Origin of the sequence: Pseudoalteromonas sp. 2CM36K (genome assembly GCF_023161865.1) — a bacterium.
Lineage (GTDB): Bacteria > Pseudomonadota > Gammaproteobacteria > Enterobacterales > Alteromonadaceae > Pseudoalteromonas > Pseudoalteromonas tetraodonis.
The window spans coordinates 1-19,752 of record NZ_JALNTK010000036.1 but is presented as its reverse complement, the minus strand read 5'-3'; the positions used below and the strand labels follow the sequence as shown (position 1 = coordinate 19,752).

The window sequence follows — 19,752 nt, the reverse complement described above, 5'->3', positions numbered from 1 at the left end:
CGAGCGGCCAAAGGGATCAGACTGTAAATCTGACGGCTCAGCCTTCGCTGGTTCGAATCCAGCTCCCTCCACCACTTCTCTTCTCTACATTATTTCTTTTTATTCAAATACCCACTGTAAACTCATACCATGATTGTTTAACCAGTTGCTTGCTTGTTTATAATCTGAATAAAATAATCCCACACGTTGCCAAAATTGAGCGCTGTGATTTAAATATTTTAAATGTGCTAATTCATGAACAATCACGTAGTCAATGACCCATGTCGGTGCACTTGCCAAGTGTAAGTTGAAGGTTAGTTCACGCCTGCGATTACAACTACCCCAGCGACGTTTATACAATTGAATACGAATATTACTCGGTAGCTTTTCACCCATCAGCTGACAATAATCGTTAACTCGCATTTCAATATAACTTTCTAATTTCTCATGCAAAAACTGCTCTAGCAAACTTTGATACATTTGCGTTTGATGCTTTACACGTGAAGAAATACTCAGTAACAGCGTTTGGCTTTCATTGTGCTGCTGCCATTGAGTGCGTGCTGCGTTTTCAAATTGCACATTAACAGCTTCATTAAATAATTTAATACTCTGGGTTTTGAGTGGAAACTGTCGTGTATCGGCTTGAATTTGTTGCTTATGTAACTGAGCATCAATCCAGTCCTGTTTACTTAACAGCCATTCATTAATTTGTGTTTTCGTTACAAAATGGGGCGCATATACCGTAAGCTCACGTTGTGCGACTTTGATAGCCACTGTTTTTCTTCGCTTACTACGCTTTAAAGTGTAATCCAACAATGAATGCTGCCTATTTATAATTAACCACTGGGTTTTATTTTACCTTGTACCATAACGGCTAATCTATAAATAATCCCCACTAAATGCCATTTTAATAACAATGCATTTAGTGCTACTCAATAAATAGTATGGTTTAGAGCTTAAAACACTTACGTTACTTTTGTAATTTATAACTCAATACCTTGTGATTATTATTGTATTTTATATTAGACTGAATTTAAGAGATATTATGTGAATGATTGATGTTAGCTAATTTTTTTTATAAACGAACCAGATCCAAGCCTAATTATTAATGGTGTATACGACCCAAGTTTAGTGACACTATCTATACTCACCGCAATTTTTGCAGCTTATTTTTCTTTGCACGTTCTCGATTTAGCAAATAATACACATTTTAAATCTTATCGAAAGTTAGCCAATATAACCGCAGCCTTAGTCCTTGCCGGAGGGATCTGGAGCATGCACTTTATTGCAATGCTCGCATTTTCTTTGTGCACTACAATTGAATACGACCCCACACTCACTTTTGTATCGTTTATACCGGCTTTACTGGCATGTACCATTGCTTTTTCTTGTTTGAAAACATATAGCTCTCGCCCTCGTATTATCAATTTAATTCTAAGCTCTCTTTTATTTGGCGCGGGTGTTGGCACCATGCATTATAGCGGTATGGCCGCGATGCAATTAAGTCCTTTACTTCGTTATGATCTAATATGGTTTGGCGCTTCAATTGTTGTTGCAGTGCTGCTGTCTTTTATAAGTCTTTATGCACGTTTTCATTTACCAGCACACTTTAAAAAATTAACGCCTATGCATAATCGTATTATTTGTGCCCTTATTCTTGGCCTTGCCGTGGCTGGTATGCATTTTATGGGCATGGCCGCTACGCGATTTATTGCAACAAGCCCGGTAATTAACGAGCAAACAAACCAATCACATCTAACCTTTATTGCTATTAGTGTGTCGTTCGCCACGCTTTTATTAACAGCGGTGGTTGTGATCATCAATGGCAGGATCCGATACAGAATGCTGTTGGGGAAAAAATCAGCTGAAGAGTCTCGCATTGATGCTATTTTATCAACTGCCATTGACGGCATCGTTACTATAAATATTAAAGGCACTATTTTGAGCTTTAATAAAGCCGCAGAAACAATTTTTGGCTGGCAAGATAATGAGGTCATTGGCCAGAATGTAAAAATATTAATGGCTGATGATATTGCGAATCAACACGATGCTTTTTTAAAAAATACAACAAACCATGAGGTAAAACGTGTTATTGGTGTTAATCGCGATGTGTGGGCAAAACATAAAAATGGTCATCAATTTCCAATTCGCTTGGGGATTGGTGAAGTAAAGCAATTACAAACTGAAACATTGTTTGTGGGCTTTATTACCGATTTAACTGAACAAAGAGCGTTACAACAAAGCTTAATTGAAAAAGAGCGACAATACCGTACCTTGATGAACAATATGCCCGGTGTGGTATTTCGCTGATTGTTAGATGAACACTGGAGTATGTTGTTTATCAGCCCTAGCGTCTATGAACTAACGGGTTATCGCGCTGAAGAATTTACTGAGCAGCGTATTACCTTTGCCGAGCTTATTGTTAAAGAAGATGAAGCGGCGATTTCTTTAGCCATTGATCAAGCAGTTGTATCGACCAGTCAATACTCAATTGAGTACCGCATTCGCCATCGCAACGGCAATATTATTTGGGTACTCGATCAAGCAAGTATTATCACTAACTCTAAAAATGATACACGCTGGATTGATGGCGTTTTAATTGATATAACCAAGCGCTATGAATATGAGCAAAGCTTAAAGCAAGCTAAATACGAGGCTGAAGCAGCCGCGCAAGCTAAACAGTCTTTTATGGCAAATATGAGCCATGAGATACGTACCCCTATGAATGCAATTATTGGCTTTAGTGATATTTTAATGGATAGTCCGCTTAATAAAGAGCAACAAAAACAAATTATTACCGTTAATAACGCTGCGCGTTCTTTATTGCATTTACTCAACGATATCCTTGACTCAGCAAAGCTAGAGAAAGGTAAACTCGAAATTCAAAAAGTACATTTTAACTTGCAAGAATTGCTCGATAATATTGTGTCGACATTTTGGCTTGATGCAAAACGCAAAGACTTACAGCTCATTTTAAAAATAGCTGACAATGTAAATCCATTTTATTTTGGTGATGATACGCGTTTACGCCAAGTACTAACCAATTTAATCGGCAATGCGATAAAGTTTACTGAGCAAGGCCATGTTACTCTTTCGGTTACTCATAAACCCAATCAACCCATTTTATTTGAAGTACAAGACAGCGGTATAGGTATCGAAAAAGGTCGCCTTGAGGCTATTTTTAAACCCTTTGAGCAAGCAGATGCCACCACAACACGCCGATTTGGTGGCACAGGGCTTGGCACAACAATTAGTAAGCAGCTGGTTGAATTAATGGGTGGCAAAATATACGCACAAAGTACCCTTGGTCAAGGTAGCTGCTTTTCCTTTACTGTTGGGCTTGAGCCAGGCGAAAAAAGTCAGGTGCAAGCCATTAGTAAAAACGCATTTAGCTTACCCCCATTAAAAATCTTAGTGGTGGATGATATTGAACAAAATATCGAACTACTCACAATTATGCTTTCCCAAGCAGGCCATCAGGTAAGTAAAGCAAATAATGGTTTTGAGGCCATTGACATGTTTAATCAGCATCGCTTTGATATTATCCTAATGGATATTCATATGCCTAAATGTGATGGGATCAGTGCCACAGCATCAATTCGCTCTTTAGAGCAGCAAAAACAACTAAAGCACACGCCAATAATTGCCTTAACGGCTAGTGTGCTGCAGCAAGATAAGCTATCAGCCAAACAAGCGGGTATGAATGGTTTTACAACGAAACCCGTTGACATAAACCAACTCAACCAAGAAATAGCGCGGGTGCTTGGGCTTACTATCAGCCATTTAGTAACTAACGATCCAATAGATTCAAAACTTCGTATTCGTATAGATTTTAGTAAAGGTGAAAAAATATGGGGCAGCAAAGAGAAACATCTCAAAGAGGTTGTACTCTTTTTAGCTCAGCATCAAAATAGTATGCAAACCTTGGCGGCCATTAAGCTAAACGATAAACATCATGCTCATATTTTGCATAATTTAAAAGGTCTTGCCGGTAATTTAGCGCTCAATAATTTATCTTACTTAATTGCGCATGCTGAAAAACAACGTGATATAACACGTTATACTCAGTGCATATTAAAATGTCAGCATGAGTGGCAGCAGCTAGCAGATGAATTATCACACTTACACATTGCTTTTAAAGAGAATGAATTACAAAAAGAAACCGTGTCAGATGCTGAATTTATTCACCAATTAACGCTTTTACTCAGCCAAGCTAAACGAGCAGAGTTGGATGATACGTTATTAAGTTATATTGAAAGAATAACACCCGAACAATACAAAGCTGCTATTTTGAATATTTATGAGCAGTTTAATGACTTTGAATTTGATAATGCACAAACACAGCTCAACGCATTATTAACAACACTCAATAACTAGCTCTTCTGAGGATGACGATGGAGCAATCGATAAGTCAGGCGCGAATATTAATCGTCGATGATGAACCTGCAAATTTAAAAGTAATGCGCGAGGTCTTAGCGAGTAACTACCGTTTATCGTTTGCTAAATCGGGGGCTGTGGCACTGCAATTAATAGAAAACGATCCGCCAAAACTCATTTTACTTGATGTAATGATGCCAGATATGAATGGCTTTGAAGTGTGCAAAATTTTAAAAGCTAATCCTAAAACCGCACACATTCCGGTCATTTTTGTCACCGCACTCACGCTAGAACAAGATGAATCGGAAGGGTTTTCGCTAGGTGCGGTTGACTATATAACCAAACCTATTAGCCCTGCGATTGTTAAGGCAAGGGTAAAAACTCATCTTTCTTTAGTACAAGCCGAACAACTAAAACAAGCACATGTAGATTTTTTTTGAGCGATTGGGTCGCGCGGCAGAGTACAAAGATACCGATACGGGTGAGCATATTGCACGAATGAGCCAATACAGCAAAGTACTTGCTTTAGCACTGGGAATGAATGAACAACACGCAGAATTATTACGCCAAGCTGCGCCAATGCACGATGTCGGAAAAATAGGTATTCCTGATTCGATACTGTTAAAACCTGGCAAATTAACCCCCGACGAATTTGCACACATGAAAGAGCATGCCGCTATAGGGGCTAAAATATTGGCCAACTCACCTTCCCCCTTACTGCAACTTGCCCATGTATTGGCTATTGAACATCATGAAAAATGGGATGGCACAGGTTATCCTAATAGATTGAAAGGCGAGGAAATCTCTATTGAGGGGCGGATTGTAACGATTGCTGATGTATTTGATGCACTTACATCAAAACGTCCTTATAAAGAGCCGTGGAGCATTGAGCAAACACTAGAGCATATGCAACAACAAGCAGGAAAACACTTTGACCCTCAGCTGGTTGATCTTTTTATTAGCAAAATAGACGCTATTTTAGCGATAAAAAAGGCTCATCAAGAACGCGATTAAATCGTCTCTTTTTTGAACAAATATTACTGCGCAAAGTTCAACAGGACCTAGCCCCTTTTGGCATTGTGAGAACTTAACGCTACAGCTGGAAAATGCTGTTTTATAATGCGATAGTCATGGGAAGTGATCTCATGGCTATTCCCACTGTTATCTTTAAAATACATAGAAAAAGTCACGCCATGATCAGCCAGTATCGTTTTAATTTTAAGCTGCTCAAAATGTGCTAACCACGCTATAAATTGCTCACCGGTTGCAGCAAAAGCGATTCCTTTACTTCGCCCTGGCGCCTCAAATAAAGCTAAACGTGTGGATGCGTTTTCATCTTCAAGCGTTAAAGGGCCTTTGCCTTTTTCATTCCAAAATGCTAATTCCTCTACTACAGTAAAACCAAGCACCTTTTCATACCAATCAACGGCTTGGGTGAGGCTTTGAACATTTAAATGACAATGATCAATACCGTTCAATTTTGGCCTCACTGTCTTACCCTCCAATTTCAGATTTTAACTGCTCTAAAAAGTCATACATATAATCTGTTCTTCTAAGTGCTTCAGCTTTAGCTGAAGGTGTATTCATACTTTTTGAAATATGCAGCAACTTTATAAAAAAATGATCTAAGGTGTACTGTTTATCATCAGGTTCACGCTCTAAACAAAATGGATCATTAGGATTGTACAAAAGTCGGCTTATTGAGCCCCCCACTTTCATACAACGACTAACACCAATAGCCCCTAAGGCATCCATTCTGTCAGCATCTTGTACAATCTGTGCTTCAACGGTTTTAATAGCAATATTGGCGCTAAAACTATGCGCGGCTATGGCGTGGTGAATATCATCAAATAGTGCTTCATCATAGCCAATAGACGCTAAAAAACTAATCGCTTTATCGGCAGCCATCGTTGAAGCTTTTGCCCTATCGGGGTGGTTTTTTGCTACGGCCACACAATCATGTAACCACGCAGCAGGTAAAACAACATTCATATTGGCTTTTTCAGCAGTGCATAATTTAACTGCGACACGGACAACGCGTTCAATATGAGTGATATCATGGGCTACATCAGCATGGATAAGCGCTGTTATAAATTCTCTGCATTGCTGATCAAGTTGCTTTAATGAAGGGCTAAGGGGTAAATTGTTCACCGAGCTTCCAAAAATCTATTTAAACGAGGTAATATCCCCTACTTTAACGCGATTTATAAAGCCCTTGCAAAACATTCATTGTATGTTGCGCGTGGCTTGACTAAAATACAGCGCTTATTTATTACTACAGAGAAGCCCTATGTCATCTGCCGTTTACCTGCAAGCTGGTCGCGATAAATCATTAAAAAGAAAACACCCTTGGTTATTTTCTAAAGCCATCAAAAAAATTAAAGGTAAACCTGGATTAGGTGACACGGTAACCATACACGACAGTGAAGGTAAGTTTTTAGCCACCGCGGCTTACAGCCCGCATTCACAAATTCGCGCGCGTGTTTGGAGCTTTGATGAAAAAGAAATGATAGATCAACATTTTTTCGAGCGTCGCCTTCGTCGTGCTTTAGAAGCTCGCAGCCATGCGATTGAAGAAGGTGGACTGACCGGTTTTAGGCTTTGCGCCGCTGAGTCAGATTATTTACCGGGTGTTACCATAGATAAATTTGATAACACCTTGGTTTGTCAGTTACTCAGTGCCGGTGCTGAGCGCCACAAAGGTGAAATTGTTGGTGCATTAATGGCTATTTTCCCAGGCTCTAATATTTATGAGCGCTCAGATGTAGATGTACGCACTAAAGAAGGCTTGGAGCCAATTAAGGGAGTGCTTTGGGGTAATGAACCCACAGCGCCAGTTATCATTGAAGAAAATGGTTTAAAAATTGAAGTTGATATTCTTGAAGGCCATAAAACCGGCTTTTATTTAGATCAACGTGACAGCCGCGCTGCGCTGGAGCGTTTTTCAAAAGATAAAACCGTATTAAATTGCTTTAGTTATACGGGGACGTTTTCTCTTTATGCCCTGCGTGGTGGCTGTAAGCATGTAACCAATGTCGATGTTTCACAACCAGCTCTTGATACAGCAAAGCGCAATGTTGAACATAACAACCTTGATTTAAATAAAGTCGACTTTGTAAAACAAGATGTATTTAAGTTATTGCGCCAATACCGTGAAGACGGTGTGATGTTTGATACGATTGTGATGGATCCGCCTAAATTTGCTGATAATAAAGCGCAGTTAACTGGGGCGTGTCGGGGTTACAAAGATATTAATATGATTGCGATGCAAATATTAAAACCAGGCGGCACACTGCTTACTTTCTCATGCTCTGGTTTAATGGAACAAAATTTGTTTCAAAAAGTGGTTGCAGATGCAGCACTTGATGCAGGTAAAGATTTGCTGATCATGGAGCGCTTAAATCAAGCAGCTGACCACCCTATTGCGGGCAGCTACCCTGAAGGCTTTTATCTTAAAGGCCTTATTTGTAAGGTTTACTAAACACTAATTTTAGTTAAACTCAATAATTTCTAGCCCCGCGGTTATCGTGCCATCCTCTTCTGTGCTGGCACGTATCACCTTTGCAGTGGCTTTTAACGGTGCAATGCTTGGATGGGTTGATGCAATATCAACCGATAAAATTGAGTCAAGCTCTAATAAATCATCGAGCTGCAAGGAGAGCCCTGTTGCACTTAAGTCAAGGCAGGTGCCTGTGTAACTTAGTCCTGCGACGGGCTCAATCGAGGTTAACTTAGCGGGTGTGTTAACCTGCATACGTCTGTAGTTTCGCTTATCTTCAGTAAACATAATTCCCTCTACACAATATTATTAATTTTTTCTCGTAGTACGGCGATGGAAAAAGGTTTTACAACGTAAGCATCACACCCTGAGTCAAAGCCTGCTTGTTGCTCAAGCTCTGACTCAAGTCCTGATATCATCACCACCGGAATGTGTTTTGTCTCTGGCGTATGTTTAAGTATGCGACAGGTATCATAACCATCAAGCCCCGGCATACATACATCAAGCAAAATGATATCAGGCGGATTAGCAATGGCAGATGCTAAGCAACTTTTACCAGAATCAGCATAGCTTAAATCAAATGTTGATGCTAACCCTGATTTGAGTATTTCAAAATTGAAATACTCATCATCAACCACTAACAATTGTCGCGCTTGGTGTTTTAATAATGAGGACATAGCAATGTCATTTCCTTCTCAAGTTAGTCCCTTTGGGTCTGTTGACCGTTCAAGGTTGAATTTACAGTAGCCTGTTTGGTATTTAGGCAAGGCAGAGCCTATGTGGTGTGGTTTTTACTTAGCCCACTAGGTTACAAACCCCGCGCCGCGATTAAACTGCCCCTAGTTTGAACAAATTTTAATCTGCAAAGGTCAACAGACCCTAGCTTAATAGCGAATAAAGGGATTATTCAATTTCTTTTATCGCATTTAACACACGTTTTGCTGAAATTGGATAAGGCGTACCTAAGGTTTGCGCAAATAAGGATACGCGTAATTCTTGCTGCATCCAAAAAATAGCCTCAACATCATCAGGCAATGGCATTCCTTTAGGGGTTTTATTCGTCAGTTTTTTATATTCTTGCGCTACTTTTTCAAGCTCTAGCACACATAATCTATCACGATTTGGGTCAACGGGTAGCTTTTCTAGTCGTTTTTGAATCGCTTTTAAGTAACGAATTAAATCGCCAAGCTTATCCGCCCCATGCTGGCTCACAAAACCTTTAAAAATAAGCGATTCTAACTGAGATTTAATATCGCCATGGGCAGTGATCATGGTTAAATCTACACGCCCTTTCATTTTTTTATGCAGCGCATGAGCAATACTCAGTACTTGCTCTACTTGGGTTGCAATTGCTACTACGGTGTCGCCTAATTCGCCGCGAATATGCTCTATAACCGCTTCAAATGCATCACTTGTACGAATATCACCATATTTAACTAATAGGCTATCAACACCCGATGCAATGCAGTCATCTATTAAATCGGCAATTTTACCAAAAGGATTAAAGTACAACCCTAGCTTAGCCTTGTTTGGTAAATTTTTCTGCAGGTATTTAATGGGTGATGGCACGTTTAATAACACTAAACGACGCAACCCTTGCTGGTGCGCTAATTGCGCTTTAATTTCGTTATCGAATAACTCCACTGCCGCCGTTGATTTTTTATCCACCAGCGCAGGGTACGCTTTAATTTCGTACTGACCTTGCTTTTTCACATAGGATGTTGGTAACTCTCCAAAATCCCACTGTGTTAAATCGGTTTTTTCTATGCCTTTGTCGGCGACTTTAGATAAGGTGTCGGTGACCTTGCCTTGTAGCTGCGCTTTAAGTTTAGCTAAATCGAGTCCACGTGCCAGTAGCTTGTCGTGTTCATCGCGCACCTCAAATTGTAGCCTTAAATGCGGAGCAAGCGCAGTTAAATCCCACGCTTCAGGGTCTACACGAACGCCGGTCATACGCAGTAATCGATTGCTTAGCGAGTCGATTAACGAGCCTTGTAATGGCTCTATAGCCGCTAACACCGCATCGGCATAATTGGGCGCAGGGACAAAGTTACGACGTAATGACTTTGGTAATGACTTAATTAACCCACAAATTAACTCATGACGAAATGCCGGTATATGCCAATCAAAGCCACTTTCTTGCACTTGGTTTAACAGTGCAACGGGTATTTGTACGGCAACGCCATCAACCGCTTGGCCTGGATCAAAGTGATAGGTAAGCGGCAGCATCAAATTATCTTGCTGCCATGTATCTGGGTAGTCAAATTCGGTAATGCTGCTGGCGCCATGTTGCATGAGCTCTTCGCGCGTCATGTGCAGGTAGTGTTTGTCTTGTTGTTTTTGTGTTTTATACCACTTAATAAACGCAGCACGATTGTTAATATCGCTGGGTATTTTCTTCTCGTAAAACTCAAACAAGGTTTGCTCATCAACTAAAATATCGCGTCTACGAGACTTGTTCTCGAGCACTTGAATATCTTCAATTAATTCGCGGTTATACGCTAAAAATGCTTCATTTAATCCAAGCTCTTGTTCAACCAGCGCCGAGCGGATAAATAATTCGCGGCTTACTTTAGGATCAATCTTGCTATACACACACCGGCGTTTATTAACGATAAGCAGGCCGTAAAGTGTTTGTTGCTCAAAGGCAATGACTGCACCGGGCTTTTTCTCCCAGTGTGGCTCTGTATAGCTTCGTTTTACCAAATGTTGAGCAAACGGTTCTACCCAGTTCACATCTATTTTGGCATTAATACGGGCATAGAGTTTACTGGTTTCTACCAATTCAGCCGACATCATCCACTTGGGGCTCTTTTTAAACAAGCCAGATCCTGGAAAAATATGAAATTGGCTATTACGTGCGCCTTTATACAGCTGCTTTTCGTCTTTAAAACCGATATGACTAAGCATGCCACTTAACAGTGCTTTGTGAATAAGCTCGCTGTCTGCAACATTCGTAGTGGCTTTCATTTTCATTTCATTGCACACAGTGCTGATTTGATAAACGATGTCTTGCCATTCACGAATACGCATATACGCTAAAAAGTCTTTTTGACATAGCTTTCTAAACTGGCTATTGGTCAGCTCACTTTGCTGCTCTTCGAGGTAATTCCACAAGTTTAAAAAGGCGATAAAGTCAGAGTCTGGATCGTCAAAGCGACCGTGTTTTTCATTCGCTGCCTGGCGTTTTTCTTGTGGTCGTTCTCGTGGATCTTGAATTGAAAGCGCAGCAACAATAATAATCACCTCACGCAATGCACCCAGCTTATGCGCAGTCAGCACCATTTTTGCTAAACGCGGATCCACTGGCAAACGACTCAGCTCTCGACCAGATTGCGTTAAACTGGTTTTTTGATGACGTTTAGCTTCTTTTACCGCTTCTAATTCTTCAAGCAGTGTTAAACCATCGTTAATGTTGCGGCTATCTGGGGCTTGCACAAAAGGAAATTGCGCCATATCACCCAACCCTAATGCCAGCATTTGTAAAATAACTGACGCTAAGTTAGTACGCAATATTTCAGGATCGGTAAATTCAGGACGTGATAAAAAATCGTCCTCTGAATACAAGCGAATACAAATACCCGCTTCAACACGTCCACAACGCCCCATTCGCTGATTAGCACTAGCTTGCGAAATAGGCTCTATGGGTAAACGTTGAACCTTTGTACGGTAACTGTAACGACTAATACGCGCCGTACCCGGGTCAATAACATAACGAATACCTGGCACCGTTAGCGATGTTTCAGCCACGTTGGTTGAAAGAATAATGTGGCGGCGCGAATGCGGCGCAAAAATACGATTTTGCTCAGCGTTCGATAGCCTTGAATACAAAGGTAATATATCGGTGTGTTTTAAATTACGCTTACTTAGCGCATCGGCGGTATCGCGTATTTCTCGCTCACCGTTTAAAAAGATCAGAATATCACCGGGGCCTTCAGCGCAAAGTTCATCGACCGCATCAAAAATCCCCTGTAACTGGTCGCCTTCGGCTTCCATGTCTTCTTTTTGGATGTCACTGATGGGGTTATAGCGTACATCCACAGGGAATGTCCGGCCTGATACTTCAATAATTGGCGCATCATCAAAGTGCTTAGAAAAACGTTCTGGATCAATGGTCGCAGAGGTAATAATAACTTTTAAGTCAGGACGTTTAGGAAGTAAATTTTTAAGGTAACCTAAAATAAAATCAATGTTTAAACTGCGCTCATGCGCCTCATCAATAATAATGGTGTCGTATTGATTCAAAAAACGGTCTTGTTGTATTTCAGCTAATAAAATACCGTCGGTCATCAGTTTTATATAACTGTTATTAGAAACCTGATCGCTAAAACGAATTTTAAAACCCACTTGCTGACCAAGCTCGCATTGCATTTCTTCTGCTATACGATTGGCAACGCTACGTGCAGCTAAACGTCTAGGTTGAGTATGGCCTATATACCCATCAACCCCACGCCCTAACTCTAAACACATTTTAGGAATTTGTGTGGTTTTACCTGAGCCGGTTTCACCAGCAATGATCACCACTTGATTATTAGCAATGGCCTCTTTAATGGTGTCTTTTTTTTGACTGACCGGTAATTGCTCAGGATAAGTAACGTTAGGTAGCCCAGCTAAACGCTGCTCGCGAAGCGATTGACTGCGACTGATATCAGCCGTAATTTTTTCAAGCGCACTGGTAAGTTTTGCCTCGTCGGTAATTTTTTTTACGCCATGAAGGCGCTTTTTAAAACTGAATTGATCTTTTTTTAAGCACGTTTTTAGCTCGCCAAACAACTGACCTAGGTTTACCACCTGCATACCTTATAAAAATTAGTCAAAGAGCCTTGATTGTAGCAAATTAAATGGCTGAGGTTAATCCTGTAAAGGACATACAATCAGCGGATTATTATATAAACCTCCAGCCACTAAAAAAAACGCTTATTCGTCGCTAAAAATACCTACATAAGTCGCTTGCGTATTCGATTTACTCGCACGGTACATGCCTGTGGTATTAAACGGCAGGCTAATATTGCCTTTTGTATCAACAATAATAACACCGCCTGTGCCGCCAATCGGTTTAAGCACCCCATTTATTACTTCATCCCCAGCTTGAGCAATGGTTTTACCTTGATATTTTACTCGTGCGCAAATATCGCTTGCCACATTATAACGAATAAAATATTCGCCATGGCCAGTTGCCGATACCGCACACGAGGCGTTTTCTGCAAAGGTACCCGCGCCAATAACTGGTGCATCACCAATACGGCCAAAACGTTTTGCGGTCATCCCGCCAGTTGACGTGCCCGCGGCTAAATTACCTTGTTTATCCAGTGCCACCGCCCCCACAGTCCCCATTTTATAATTAGCGGGTAACGCCTTATGCGCTGCTTGATAATCTTTATTGGTGTTTTTGCTCGCCTCTAGTTTTTCCTTTGCTTTTAATAAAGCTTCATAGCGATGCTTTGTATCAAATATATTATTCTCTACTAAGCTAATGCCTTGCTCTTTAGCAAACTCTTCTGCACCTTGGCCACTTAACATCACATGCACCGATTTTTTCATCACTAAACGGGCAAGTTTAATTGGACTTTCTATGTGCTTAATGCCCGAAACCGCTCCAGCTTGACGGTTACGACCATCCATAATAGAGGCATCTAACTCATGGCTACCATCATAGGTGTATACCGCGCCACGCCCGGCGTTAAAATAAGGCGATTGCTCTAACACTTCAATGGCTGCTGTGACTGCATCAAGACTTTCTCCGCCTTGTTCAAGTACCTTATACCCAGCCTCAACAGCTTGAGCTAATTTATCGCGGTAAGCTTGCTCTTGAGCAGGTGTAAATTTACTTTTTTCGATTGTGCCTGCCCCGCCATGAATCGCAATGGCAAACGGCGTGCTCGCACTCAATGCAGATGAGCTCACACTCATTAAACTACCGTAAAGCAGTCCTAGTAATAGTGATTTTTTCATTGTGCGTTCTTTTGTTAGTTAAGATTAAAACTAATGTGAATGGTTACGTGGGGTTTTTCAAGTGAACTGAGTTTAATGGCATAAAAAAAGCGCCCTGAGGCGCTTTTTAAATTCTGTTTAAAAATTACGCTTGTTGCGCTTTTAAACGTGCTAAACGTGCTACTTGGTGAGTAGACGTCAAGAAAGAATAGATAGGTGCTAAATAACCGCGTTTACGAAGCTCTAGGAAGTCTGCATCGCTTAGCTCATTTAGTTTTTTCTCATCGATAAGGTAAATACCGTTGATGTCTTTTTTCTCGCCTTTAATATCAACCGTTAGCGTTTGTGCTACTAGTAATTCTTTATCAGCAAGGAATTTAGTGAACGCATCAGTGACTTGTGAAAACTCAATAAACGATACTAACGCTTCTTTACGACGCTTTAGGTAATCAGTTTCTTCACCGTTTTCGAATAATGCATTACCCTCTTCTTCACCAACTAATGGGCTTGCTTCGTCAATTACAATACCAAATTGATCTTGCTCAGGGTGCTTTACTAAACCTAATGGGTAACGCGTTGTTGCCATAGGTGCAAACGCAGCTGTCCATTTGTCGCCATCAACAAATAAGTTTTCACCTGGCTCTAGGCCAAACATAGCAACTGCTTGAAAAGTACCTGTTTCGTTATTTTTAACAAAAGACATTGGAAACTCATTGGCGATACGCGCAAACTCGTGTGCTACAACTGGCACTAAATGTTGAGTTTTCATAAATTCGATATTGATGCCATTTTTAATTTTAGTGTTGGCATGTTTTTCGTTGTGTAAAGGCTGTACTTGTTGCTCCGCCATGTTACTGCTCCGTTATTTATAAATTTGATTTTTTACTGTTAGTGCCCTAAGGCTAAAGGTTTTGGCAACAAAAAGGAAGTGAAAATTTTGTGGCAGTTTGTAGGATATTAATTAACAAAAAATTATCGTTGATTATTTAGACAAATATATATAAAAACGTTACTTATGATATGCCACAACCTTACTTGAGGTTGTTGCACGCATTTTTTCAAAATGAAATACTGCCTAAAATAGAAAACAAAAACTACCAAGAGTCTATTCTTCATAAAAGTTTGCTTTCATTAGTTTCATGTAAACCGGCTAATTTAATTATCGATCAATTTCCAGCATGTACTTGAAGCATTTTTAAATTGATTTTGTTTAAAACAACGTGGTGAGTAGGAATTTTCAAACCGTAAAACATGCTTGTGAGTTAGTGTTTAATAAATTTAACCATTTGATTTTTTGCTATAAGTAAAATTTATTCAGGATTTACAATCGGTGTAAAAGCCTATTTTATACTGCTAATTGTGGAGGCAATACTCAGCATTTCATCTTTATCTCTGCGCGGCTTTGTTTAATTCAGCAAAGAGTAAAACAGATCAGCAATAAAAAAGGTCAGTAGCAAAAGCGACTGACCTTTCATTAAACCATCAATACAAAGAGGTTTAGCGCACATCTAATTTATATTAAAATTAGGGCGCCCAATACACTTCAATGTTGATCTCAGGGTGATTTAATACCGCACGTAACGGCATGTCATTCACATTGCCCCCCGCTAAAGCTTGTTTATAAACAGCCAGCTTTTCATCGCCACTAATTAACAATTTAACCACTTTAGATTGTGCAATCGCATTTAACGTTAAGCTCATGCGCTCAGTAATACTGCCTGTTACGTCACTTTGTATCGCGTTGATAGCGCACACAAGTTGGCTCGAATCTAGGCCGTTTTTCAGGCCTTGTGCATGTGGGAATAACGACGCGGTGTGGCCATCTGGGCCCATGCCTAAAATAGTCACATCAAAAGGACGTTTTAATGCTTGAAACTGCGCTTCACAGGCATCAACCCCTTGCTCTGCAGTGGCTGCTGTATTTTTCATGCTAATAAAATTAGCCGCTGCACCATGGTTTTGTAACAAAGTACGCTTGATGAATGCTTCATTACTCTTTTCATGACTTGCCTCAACCCAGCGCTCATCAACCATAGCAACATCAATGTTTGCCCAGTTTAAATCAAGGGTCGATAAATGTTTATAAGCCGGCTCAGGTGAAGAACCGCCTGAAACCATTAATACTGCACGGCCATCACGTTCAATACCATCACGTAAAGCATGCTCTAACGACTGAGATAATTCATCAGTCAGCGCAGCTTTATCGTCAAAAAACTTTTCTACTATTGTTGCCATCACTTATGCCTTATCGCCAGTGTTAAACCAAACATGATTATTCTCTGCTAATAATTCATCTGCATCTTCAGGGCCCCAACTACCGGCTCTGTACAGTGCTGGTTTACCTTTTTCTTGCCAACGTTCAATTATTGGATCAATCCATTTCCACGCTTGGCGTACTTCGTCGCGGTGAATAAATAATGATGGATTATTCGCTGCAGCATCAAGCATTAAACGTTTGTAAGCATCTGAGTGAAAGCCATTACTATATGCTTGCGACAGCTCAATGTTCATCGTTACAGGCTCAAGTTGCATGTCTAAATTATCCAAACGCTTCGACATCAGCGTTAATTGAATACTTTCTTGTGGTTGTAAACGGATCACCAAACGGTTTGGCTCAATATTACCTACGCTGTCCTCATACACGTTATGAGATACTTTTTTATATTCAACCACAATTTCAGCGCAGCGCTTTGCCATACGTTTACCGGTACGCAGGTAAAAAGGCACACCTGCCCAACGCCAATTATCAATGTGCGCTCGAATAGCCACGAACGTTTCAGTTTTACTTGCCCCTTCGTTTAGCTCTTCTAAGTAACCTGGGACTATTTTACCGTTTAAATCACCCGGTACGTATTGCCCACGAATAATATTGTCATCAACATCGCTGCCCTCTAATGGGCGTAATGCTTCTAATACTTTTAACTTTTCATTACGAATACTATTGGCTTTAAGTTTATGCGGTGACTCCATTGCGACTAAGCAAAGTAGCTGTAACAAGTGGTTTTGCACCATGTCACGCAAGGCACCGGCTTTATCATAAAAACCAGCGCGGCTCTCAAGCCCTACCGTTTCTGATAAGCTAATTTGGATATTATCAATCGATTTAGCATCCCACATGTTTTCAAATAATGAATTTGAAAAACGCAATGCCATTAAGTTTTGAACGGTTTCTTTACCTAGGTAGTGGTCAATACGGAAGATTTGATCTTCGTCGAAGTACTGTGCAATTTTCGAATTAATAACTTCTGCAGACTCGCCACAATAACCAATTGGTTTTTCTACAACAACACGTGAATTGGCTGTTATTAATTTTTTAGTAGATAGAATTTCGCAACAAGTGCCATACACAGCTGGCGGAAGAGATAAGTAAAACACACGAGATTTATCGCTGTCGTCTTCATCAAGAATCTTTTTCAGTACATCCCAGTTATCATCCGCTTCGGTAACATTACTCACTACAGGCACTAAAAACGCTGAGAACGATTTCCAATCCTTAGCGTTATACTCGCCTTCGCTTAAAAATTCTTGTAATGCTTTGTGTGCGGTATCAATGTATTCATCACATTTACTTTGTTCGCGCACGGTAGGCAAAATACGTGAGCCTTGCGGTAAGTTACCTTCTTGATATGCTCGATACATTGCAGGAAGTAATTTGCGTAACGCAAGATCACCACCGCCCCCAAAAATTATAATATCAAAAGGATTAAGCATAGTTACTCTCTACGTTTATGCTACCTGCCACTACCGTATTGGTAATCAGTTATAGCGGTTTATTATCTGGATAATGCAGGCCTTAGCACAAAGCCTACTAATGTTGTTCGTTATATGCGCCATAAAATATGGGTCTAGGGACACTGTAATTCCTCTCACAAAAATACAGGCCCTAGGACTCCAGCGCTACCCGTTCAAAGGTATTTGGTTACTTATTGTGTAATAAGTGAATGTGTTACTGCGTACGGTGTTGTTTGTAGTACGCCATTAAGCCCTGTGTTGAGCTGTCGTGCTCATTAACCACGTTATCGTCGGTTAATTCAGCTTCAATTTTAGAGGCTAAGCCTTTACCAAGCTCAACGCCCCACTGATCAAACGAACATATTTGTAAAAGAATACCGTGGCAAAAAATCTTATGTTCATACAATGCAATTAAACGACCCACCGCTTTTGCATCAACCGTGTCTAATAATATAGACGTTGTTGGGCGGTTTCCTTGATGAATTTTATGCTTTAGTAGCATTTCAATTTGCGCAGGCGTTTTGCCTTTGGCTGTTAAATCAGCGGTTATCTGCTGCGCATCTACCCCGTTCATTAATGCTTCGGTTTGTGCAAAAAAGTTCGATAATAAAATATTGTGATGCTTATCAACGTTAACTTGTGGTTTTACAGAGCCAATAAAGTCCGCGGGGACAATTATATTGCCTTGGTGCAAACATTGATAAAACGCATGCTGGCCATTTATTCCCGTCATGCCCCAAATAATAGGCACGGTAGTGTAAGGTACGGTTTGCCCGTCAAAAGTGACGTGTTTACCGTTACTTTCCATTTCACCTTGTTGTAAATATGCAGGCAACATATGCAATGCTTGGTCGTAAGGTAAAATAGCTTGCGAATCAAACCCTAAAAAGCTGGTATTCCATACACTCAACAGCGCCATAATTAAAGGAATATTCTGCTCAAGCGGCGCCGACTTAAAGTGCTCGTCAACTTCAAACGCCCCTTCTAAAATAGCTTCAAATGCTTCAAAGCCGGCATAAAGTGCAATAGGTAAACCAATCGCACTCCAAAGTGAAAAACGACCGCCAACCCAATCCCACATGGTAAATACGTTTTCGTCACTAATACCAAATGCCGCGGTTTTTTCTAAATTAGTGCTTACTGCCACAAAATGCTTTGCTATGGCGCTTTTATCTTTGGCGCTATTTAAAAACCAATCAACTGCTGTTTTTGAGTTGGTCATGGTTTCTGATGTAGTAAACGTTTTTGACGAAATAACAAATAACGTTGTTTCAGGGTCAACTTTATTCAATACTGACGCAATTTGTACGCCATCAGCATTAGAAACATAATGAACGTTTAACGGTTTATCAACCACTGCTTTAAGTGCTTCAGTTGCCGTTTGAGGGCCTAGGTTTGACCCCCCTACTCCAATACTCACTACATCTTTCACCGCTTTACCGGTGTAACCTAACCATTGTCCACTGCGTACTTTTTCAACAAAGGTTTTAATTTTAGCAAGTTCGCTATCGACCGCCTCAGTAATATTTTCACCGTCAACAACAAGCGGTGTATGGGCGCGATTTCTAAGTGCGGTATGCAATACAGCACGGTCTTCGGTGATATTTATTTTTTCACCGGCAAACATTTTTTCACGCCACGCTTCAATATCACACTCTTTAGCTAATGAGATTAATTGAGCGAAAACTGTTTCATCAATACGTTGTTTTGAATAATCAAACAATACACCGGGAATGTGAGTAGAAAATTGAGAAAAACGAGAATCGTCTTGAGCAAATAAAGTTTTCAGATGTGTTTGTGTCATCTTTTGTGCACTATTTTCTAGTGCTTGCCAACTTACTAACTCAGAACGGCTCGCCATGTAAACATCCCCTAATTTATTAATCTATTGATTTAAAGCGCTTTATTTAATTTTTTACGACGCAAAACAACCGAATTTTGTAAAAAGCAAAGCCCAATATTATAGCTTAAAAAGTCTAATTTGCGTTATTTTTATAAGCTTTGATGCAGATAATAGCGCAATTTTTTACTTTTGACACCGGTATCATAAAATTAAAAATTGAATTTAACAACTGATCAGCCCCTCTCTTTAATAAAGATTTTATTAATTTCTAACTGATCCAAATTAAAGCGAGCAAAAAAAAGCCGACAAATGTCTAATGCGGATCGTTTAAGTTAATTGAACGATCTTTCAGAGGCTTCATAATAGGCTACAACAAAAGTTGTGGCCTATT

The 19,752-nt window shown here is 40.2% G+C and carries 12 protein-coding genes and 2 pseudogenes; 3 read left to right on the top strand and 11 right to left on the bottom strand.

What is annotated here, in order from left to right; all coding sequences use genetic code 11:
- Positions 1-99: 99 nt before the first annotated feature.
- Positions 100-792: a M48 family metallopeptidase gene (locus MTN97_RS17310; protein WP_013465231.1), complete on the bottom strand. Its 693-nt coding sequence runs from the start codon at positions 790-792 to the stop codon at positions 100-102.
- Between the two features lie 245 nt (positions 793-1,037).
- Here MTN97_RS17310 and MTN97_RS17305 point away from each other — a divergent pair.
- Both MTN97_RS17305 and MTN97_RS17300 read left to right on the top strand, forming a co-directional pair.
- Positions 1,038-4,356, top strand: a pseudogene (locus MTN97_RS17305) (PAS domain S-box protein).
- A 17-nt stretch (positions 4,357-4,373) separates the two neighbouring features.
- Positions 4,374-5,370 (top strand): annotated as a pseudogene (locus tag MTN97_RS17300) (two-component system response regulator).
- Positions 5,371-5,417: 47 nt separating this feature from the next.
- Here MTN97_RS17300 and MTN97_RS17295 read toward each other — a convergent pair.
- Entirely contained in the window at positions 5,418-5,846 is a 429-nt protein-coding gene (locus tag MTN97_RS17295) for a VOC family protein (protein WP_248474980.1), read from the bottom strand.
- Between the two features lie 4 nt (positions 5,847-5,850).
- Positions 5,851-6,507, bottom strand: a complete 657-nt coding sequence (locus tag MTN97_RS17290) for an HD domain-containing protein (protein ID WP_248474979.1) — start codon at positions 6,505-6,507, stop codon at positions 5,851-5,853.
- A gap of 139 nt (positions 6,508-6,646) precedes the next feature.
- Between MTN97_RS17290 and MTN97_RS17285 the strand changes: the two genes are divergently transcribed.
- Entirely contained in the window at positions 6,647-7,837 is a 1,191-nt protein-coding gene (locus MTN97_RS17285) for a class I SAM-dependent methyltransferase (RefSeq protein ID WP_248474978.1), read from the top strand.
- A 9-nt stretch (positions 7,838-7,846) separates the two neighbouring features.
- On the opposite strand, the gene MTN97_RS17280 is transcribed toward MTN97_RS17285, so the two are convergent.
- The 8 genes from MTN97_RS17280 to pgi form a co-directional block, all read right to left on the bottom strand.
- Positions 7,847-8,143: a PilZ domain-containing protein gene (locus MTN97_RS17280; RefSeq protein ID WP_214552626.1), complete on the bottom strand. Its 297-nt coding sequence runs from the start codon at positions 8,141-8,143 to the stop codon at positions 7,847-7,849.
- A gap of 8 nt (positions 8,144-8,151) precedes the next feature.
- Positions 8,152-8,532: a two-component system response regulator gene (locus tag MTN97_RS17275; RefSeq protein ID WP_138627520.1), complete on the bottom strand. Its 381-nt coding sequence runs from the start codon at positions 8,530-8,532 to the stop codon at positions 8,152-8,154.
- Positions 8,533-8,758: 226 nt separating this feature from the next.
- Complete coding sequence (hrpA, locus tag MTN97_RS17270; RefSeq protein ID WP_248474977.1) at positions 8,759-12,646, bottom strand: ATP-dependent RNA helicase HrpA; 3,888 nt, start codon at positions 12,644-12,646, stop codon at positions 8,759-8,761.
- A gap of 126 nt (positions 12,647-12,772) precedes the next feature.
- Positions 12,773-13,807, bottom strand: a complete 1,035-nt coding sequence (locus MTN97_RS17265) for an isoaspartyl peptidase/L-asparaginase family protein (RefSeq protein WP_248474976.1) — start codon at positions 13,805-13,807, stop codon at positions 12,773-12,775.
- A 124-nt stretch (positions 13,808-13,931) separates the two neighbouring features.
- The gene (locus MTN97_RS17260) at positions 13,932-14,636 is read right to left on the bottom strand and encodes a SapC family protein (RefSeq protein WP_248474975.1); all 705 of its coding nucleotides are present in this window, start codon (positions 14,634-14,636) and stop codon (positions 13,932-13,934) included.
- Between the two features lie 674 nt (positions 14,637-15,310).
- Entirely contained in the window at positions 15,311-16,021 is a 711-nt protein-coding gene (pgl, locus tag MTN97_RS17255) for a 6-phosphogluconolactonase (RefSeq protein ID WP_248474974.1), read from the bottom strand.
- Between the two features lie 3 nt (positions 16,022-16,024).
- Positions 16,025-17,497, bottom strand: coding sequence for a glucose-6-phosphate dehydrogenase (zwf, locus tag MTN97_RS17250; protein ID WP_248474973.1), 1,473 nt, complete (start codon positions 17,495-17,497; stop codon positions 16,025-16,027).
- A 235-nt stretch (positions 17,498-17,732) separates the two neighbouring features.
- A complete protein-coding gene (gene pgi / locus MTN97_RS17245) occupies positions 17,733-19,379 on the bottom strand; it encodes a glucose-6-phosphate isomerase (RefSeq protein ID WP_248474972.1) in 1,647 nt (548 codons plus the stop codon).
- Positions 19,380-19,752: the final 373 nt, after the last annotated feature.

What these genes read in the sequence shown, in the direction of transcription:
- MTN97_RS17265 (WP_248474976.1), bottom strand. Translation starts at nt 13,807, where the DNA reads ATGAAAAAATCACTATTACTAGGACTGCTTTACGGTAGTTTAATGAGT.
- MTN97_RS17280 (WP_214552626.1), bottom strand. Translation starts at nt 8,143, where the DNA reads ATGTTTACTGAAGATAAGCGAAACTACAGACGTATGCAGGTTAACACA.
- MTN97_RS17275 (WP_138627520.1), bottom strand. Translation starts at nt 8,532, where the DNA reads ATGTCCTCATTATTAAAACACCAAGCGCGACAATTGTTAGTGGTTGAT.
- MTN97_RS17260 (WP_248474975.1), bottom strand. Translation starts at nt 14,636, where the DNA reads ATGGCGGAGCAACAAGTACAGCCTTTACACAACGAAAAACATGCCAAC.
- MTN97_RS17285 (WP_248474978.1), top strand. Translation starts at nt 6,647, where the DNA reads ATGTCATCTGCCGTTTACCTGCAAGCTGGTCGCGATAAATCATTAAAA.
- pgl (WP_248474974.1), bottom strand. Translation starts at nt 16,021, where the DNA reads ATGGCAACAATAGTAGAAAAGTTTTTTGACGATAAAGCTGCGCTGACT.
- pgi (WP_248474972.1), bottom strand. Translation starts at nt 19,379, where the DNA reads ATGGCGAGCCGTTCTGAGTTAGTAAGTTGGCAAGCACTAGAAAATAGT.
- zwf (WP_248474973.1), bottom strand. Translation starts at nt 17,497, where the DNA reads ATGCTTAATCCTTTTGATATTATAATTTTTGGGGGCGGTGGTGATCTT.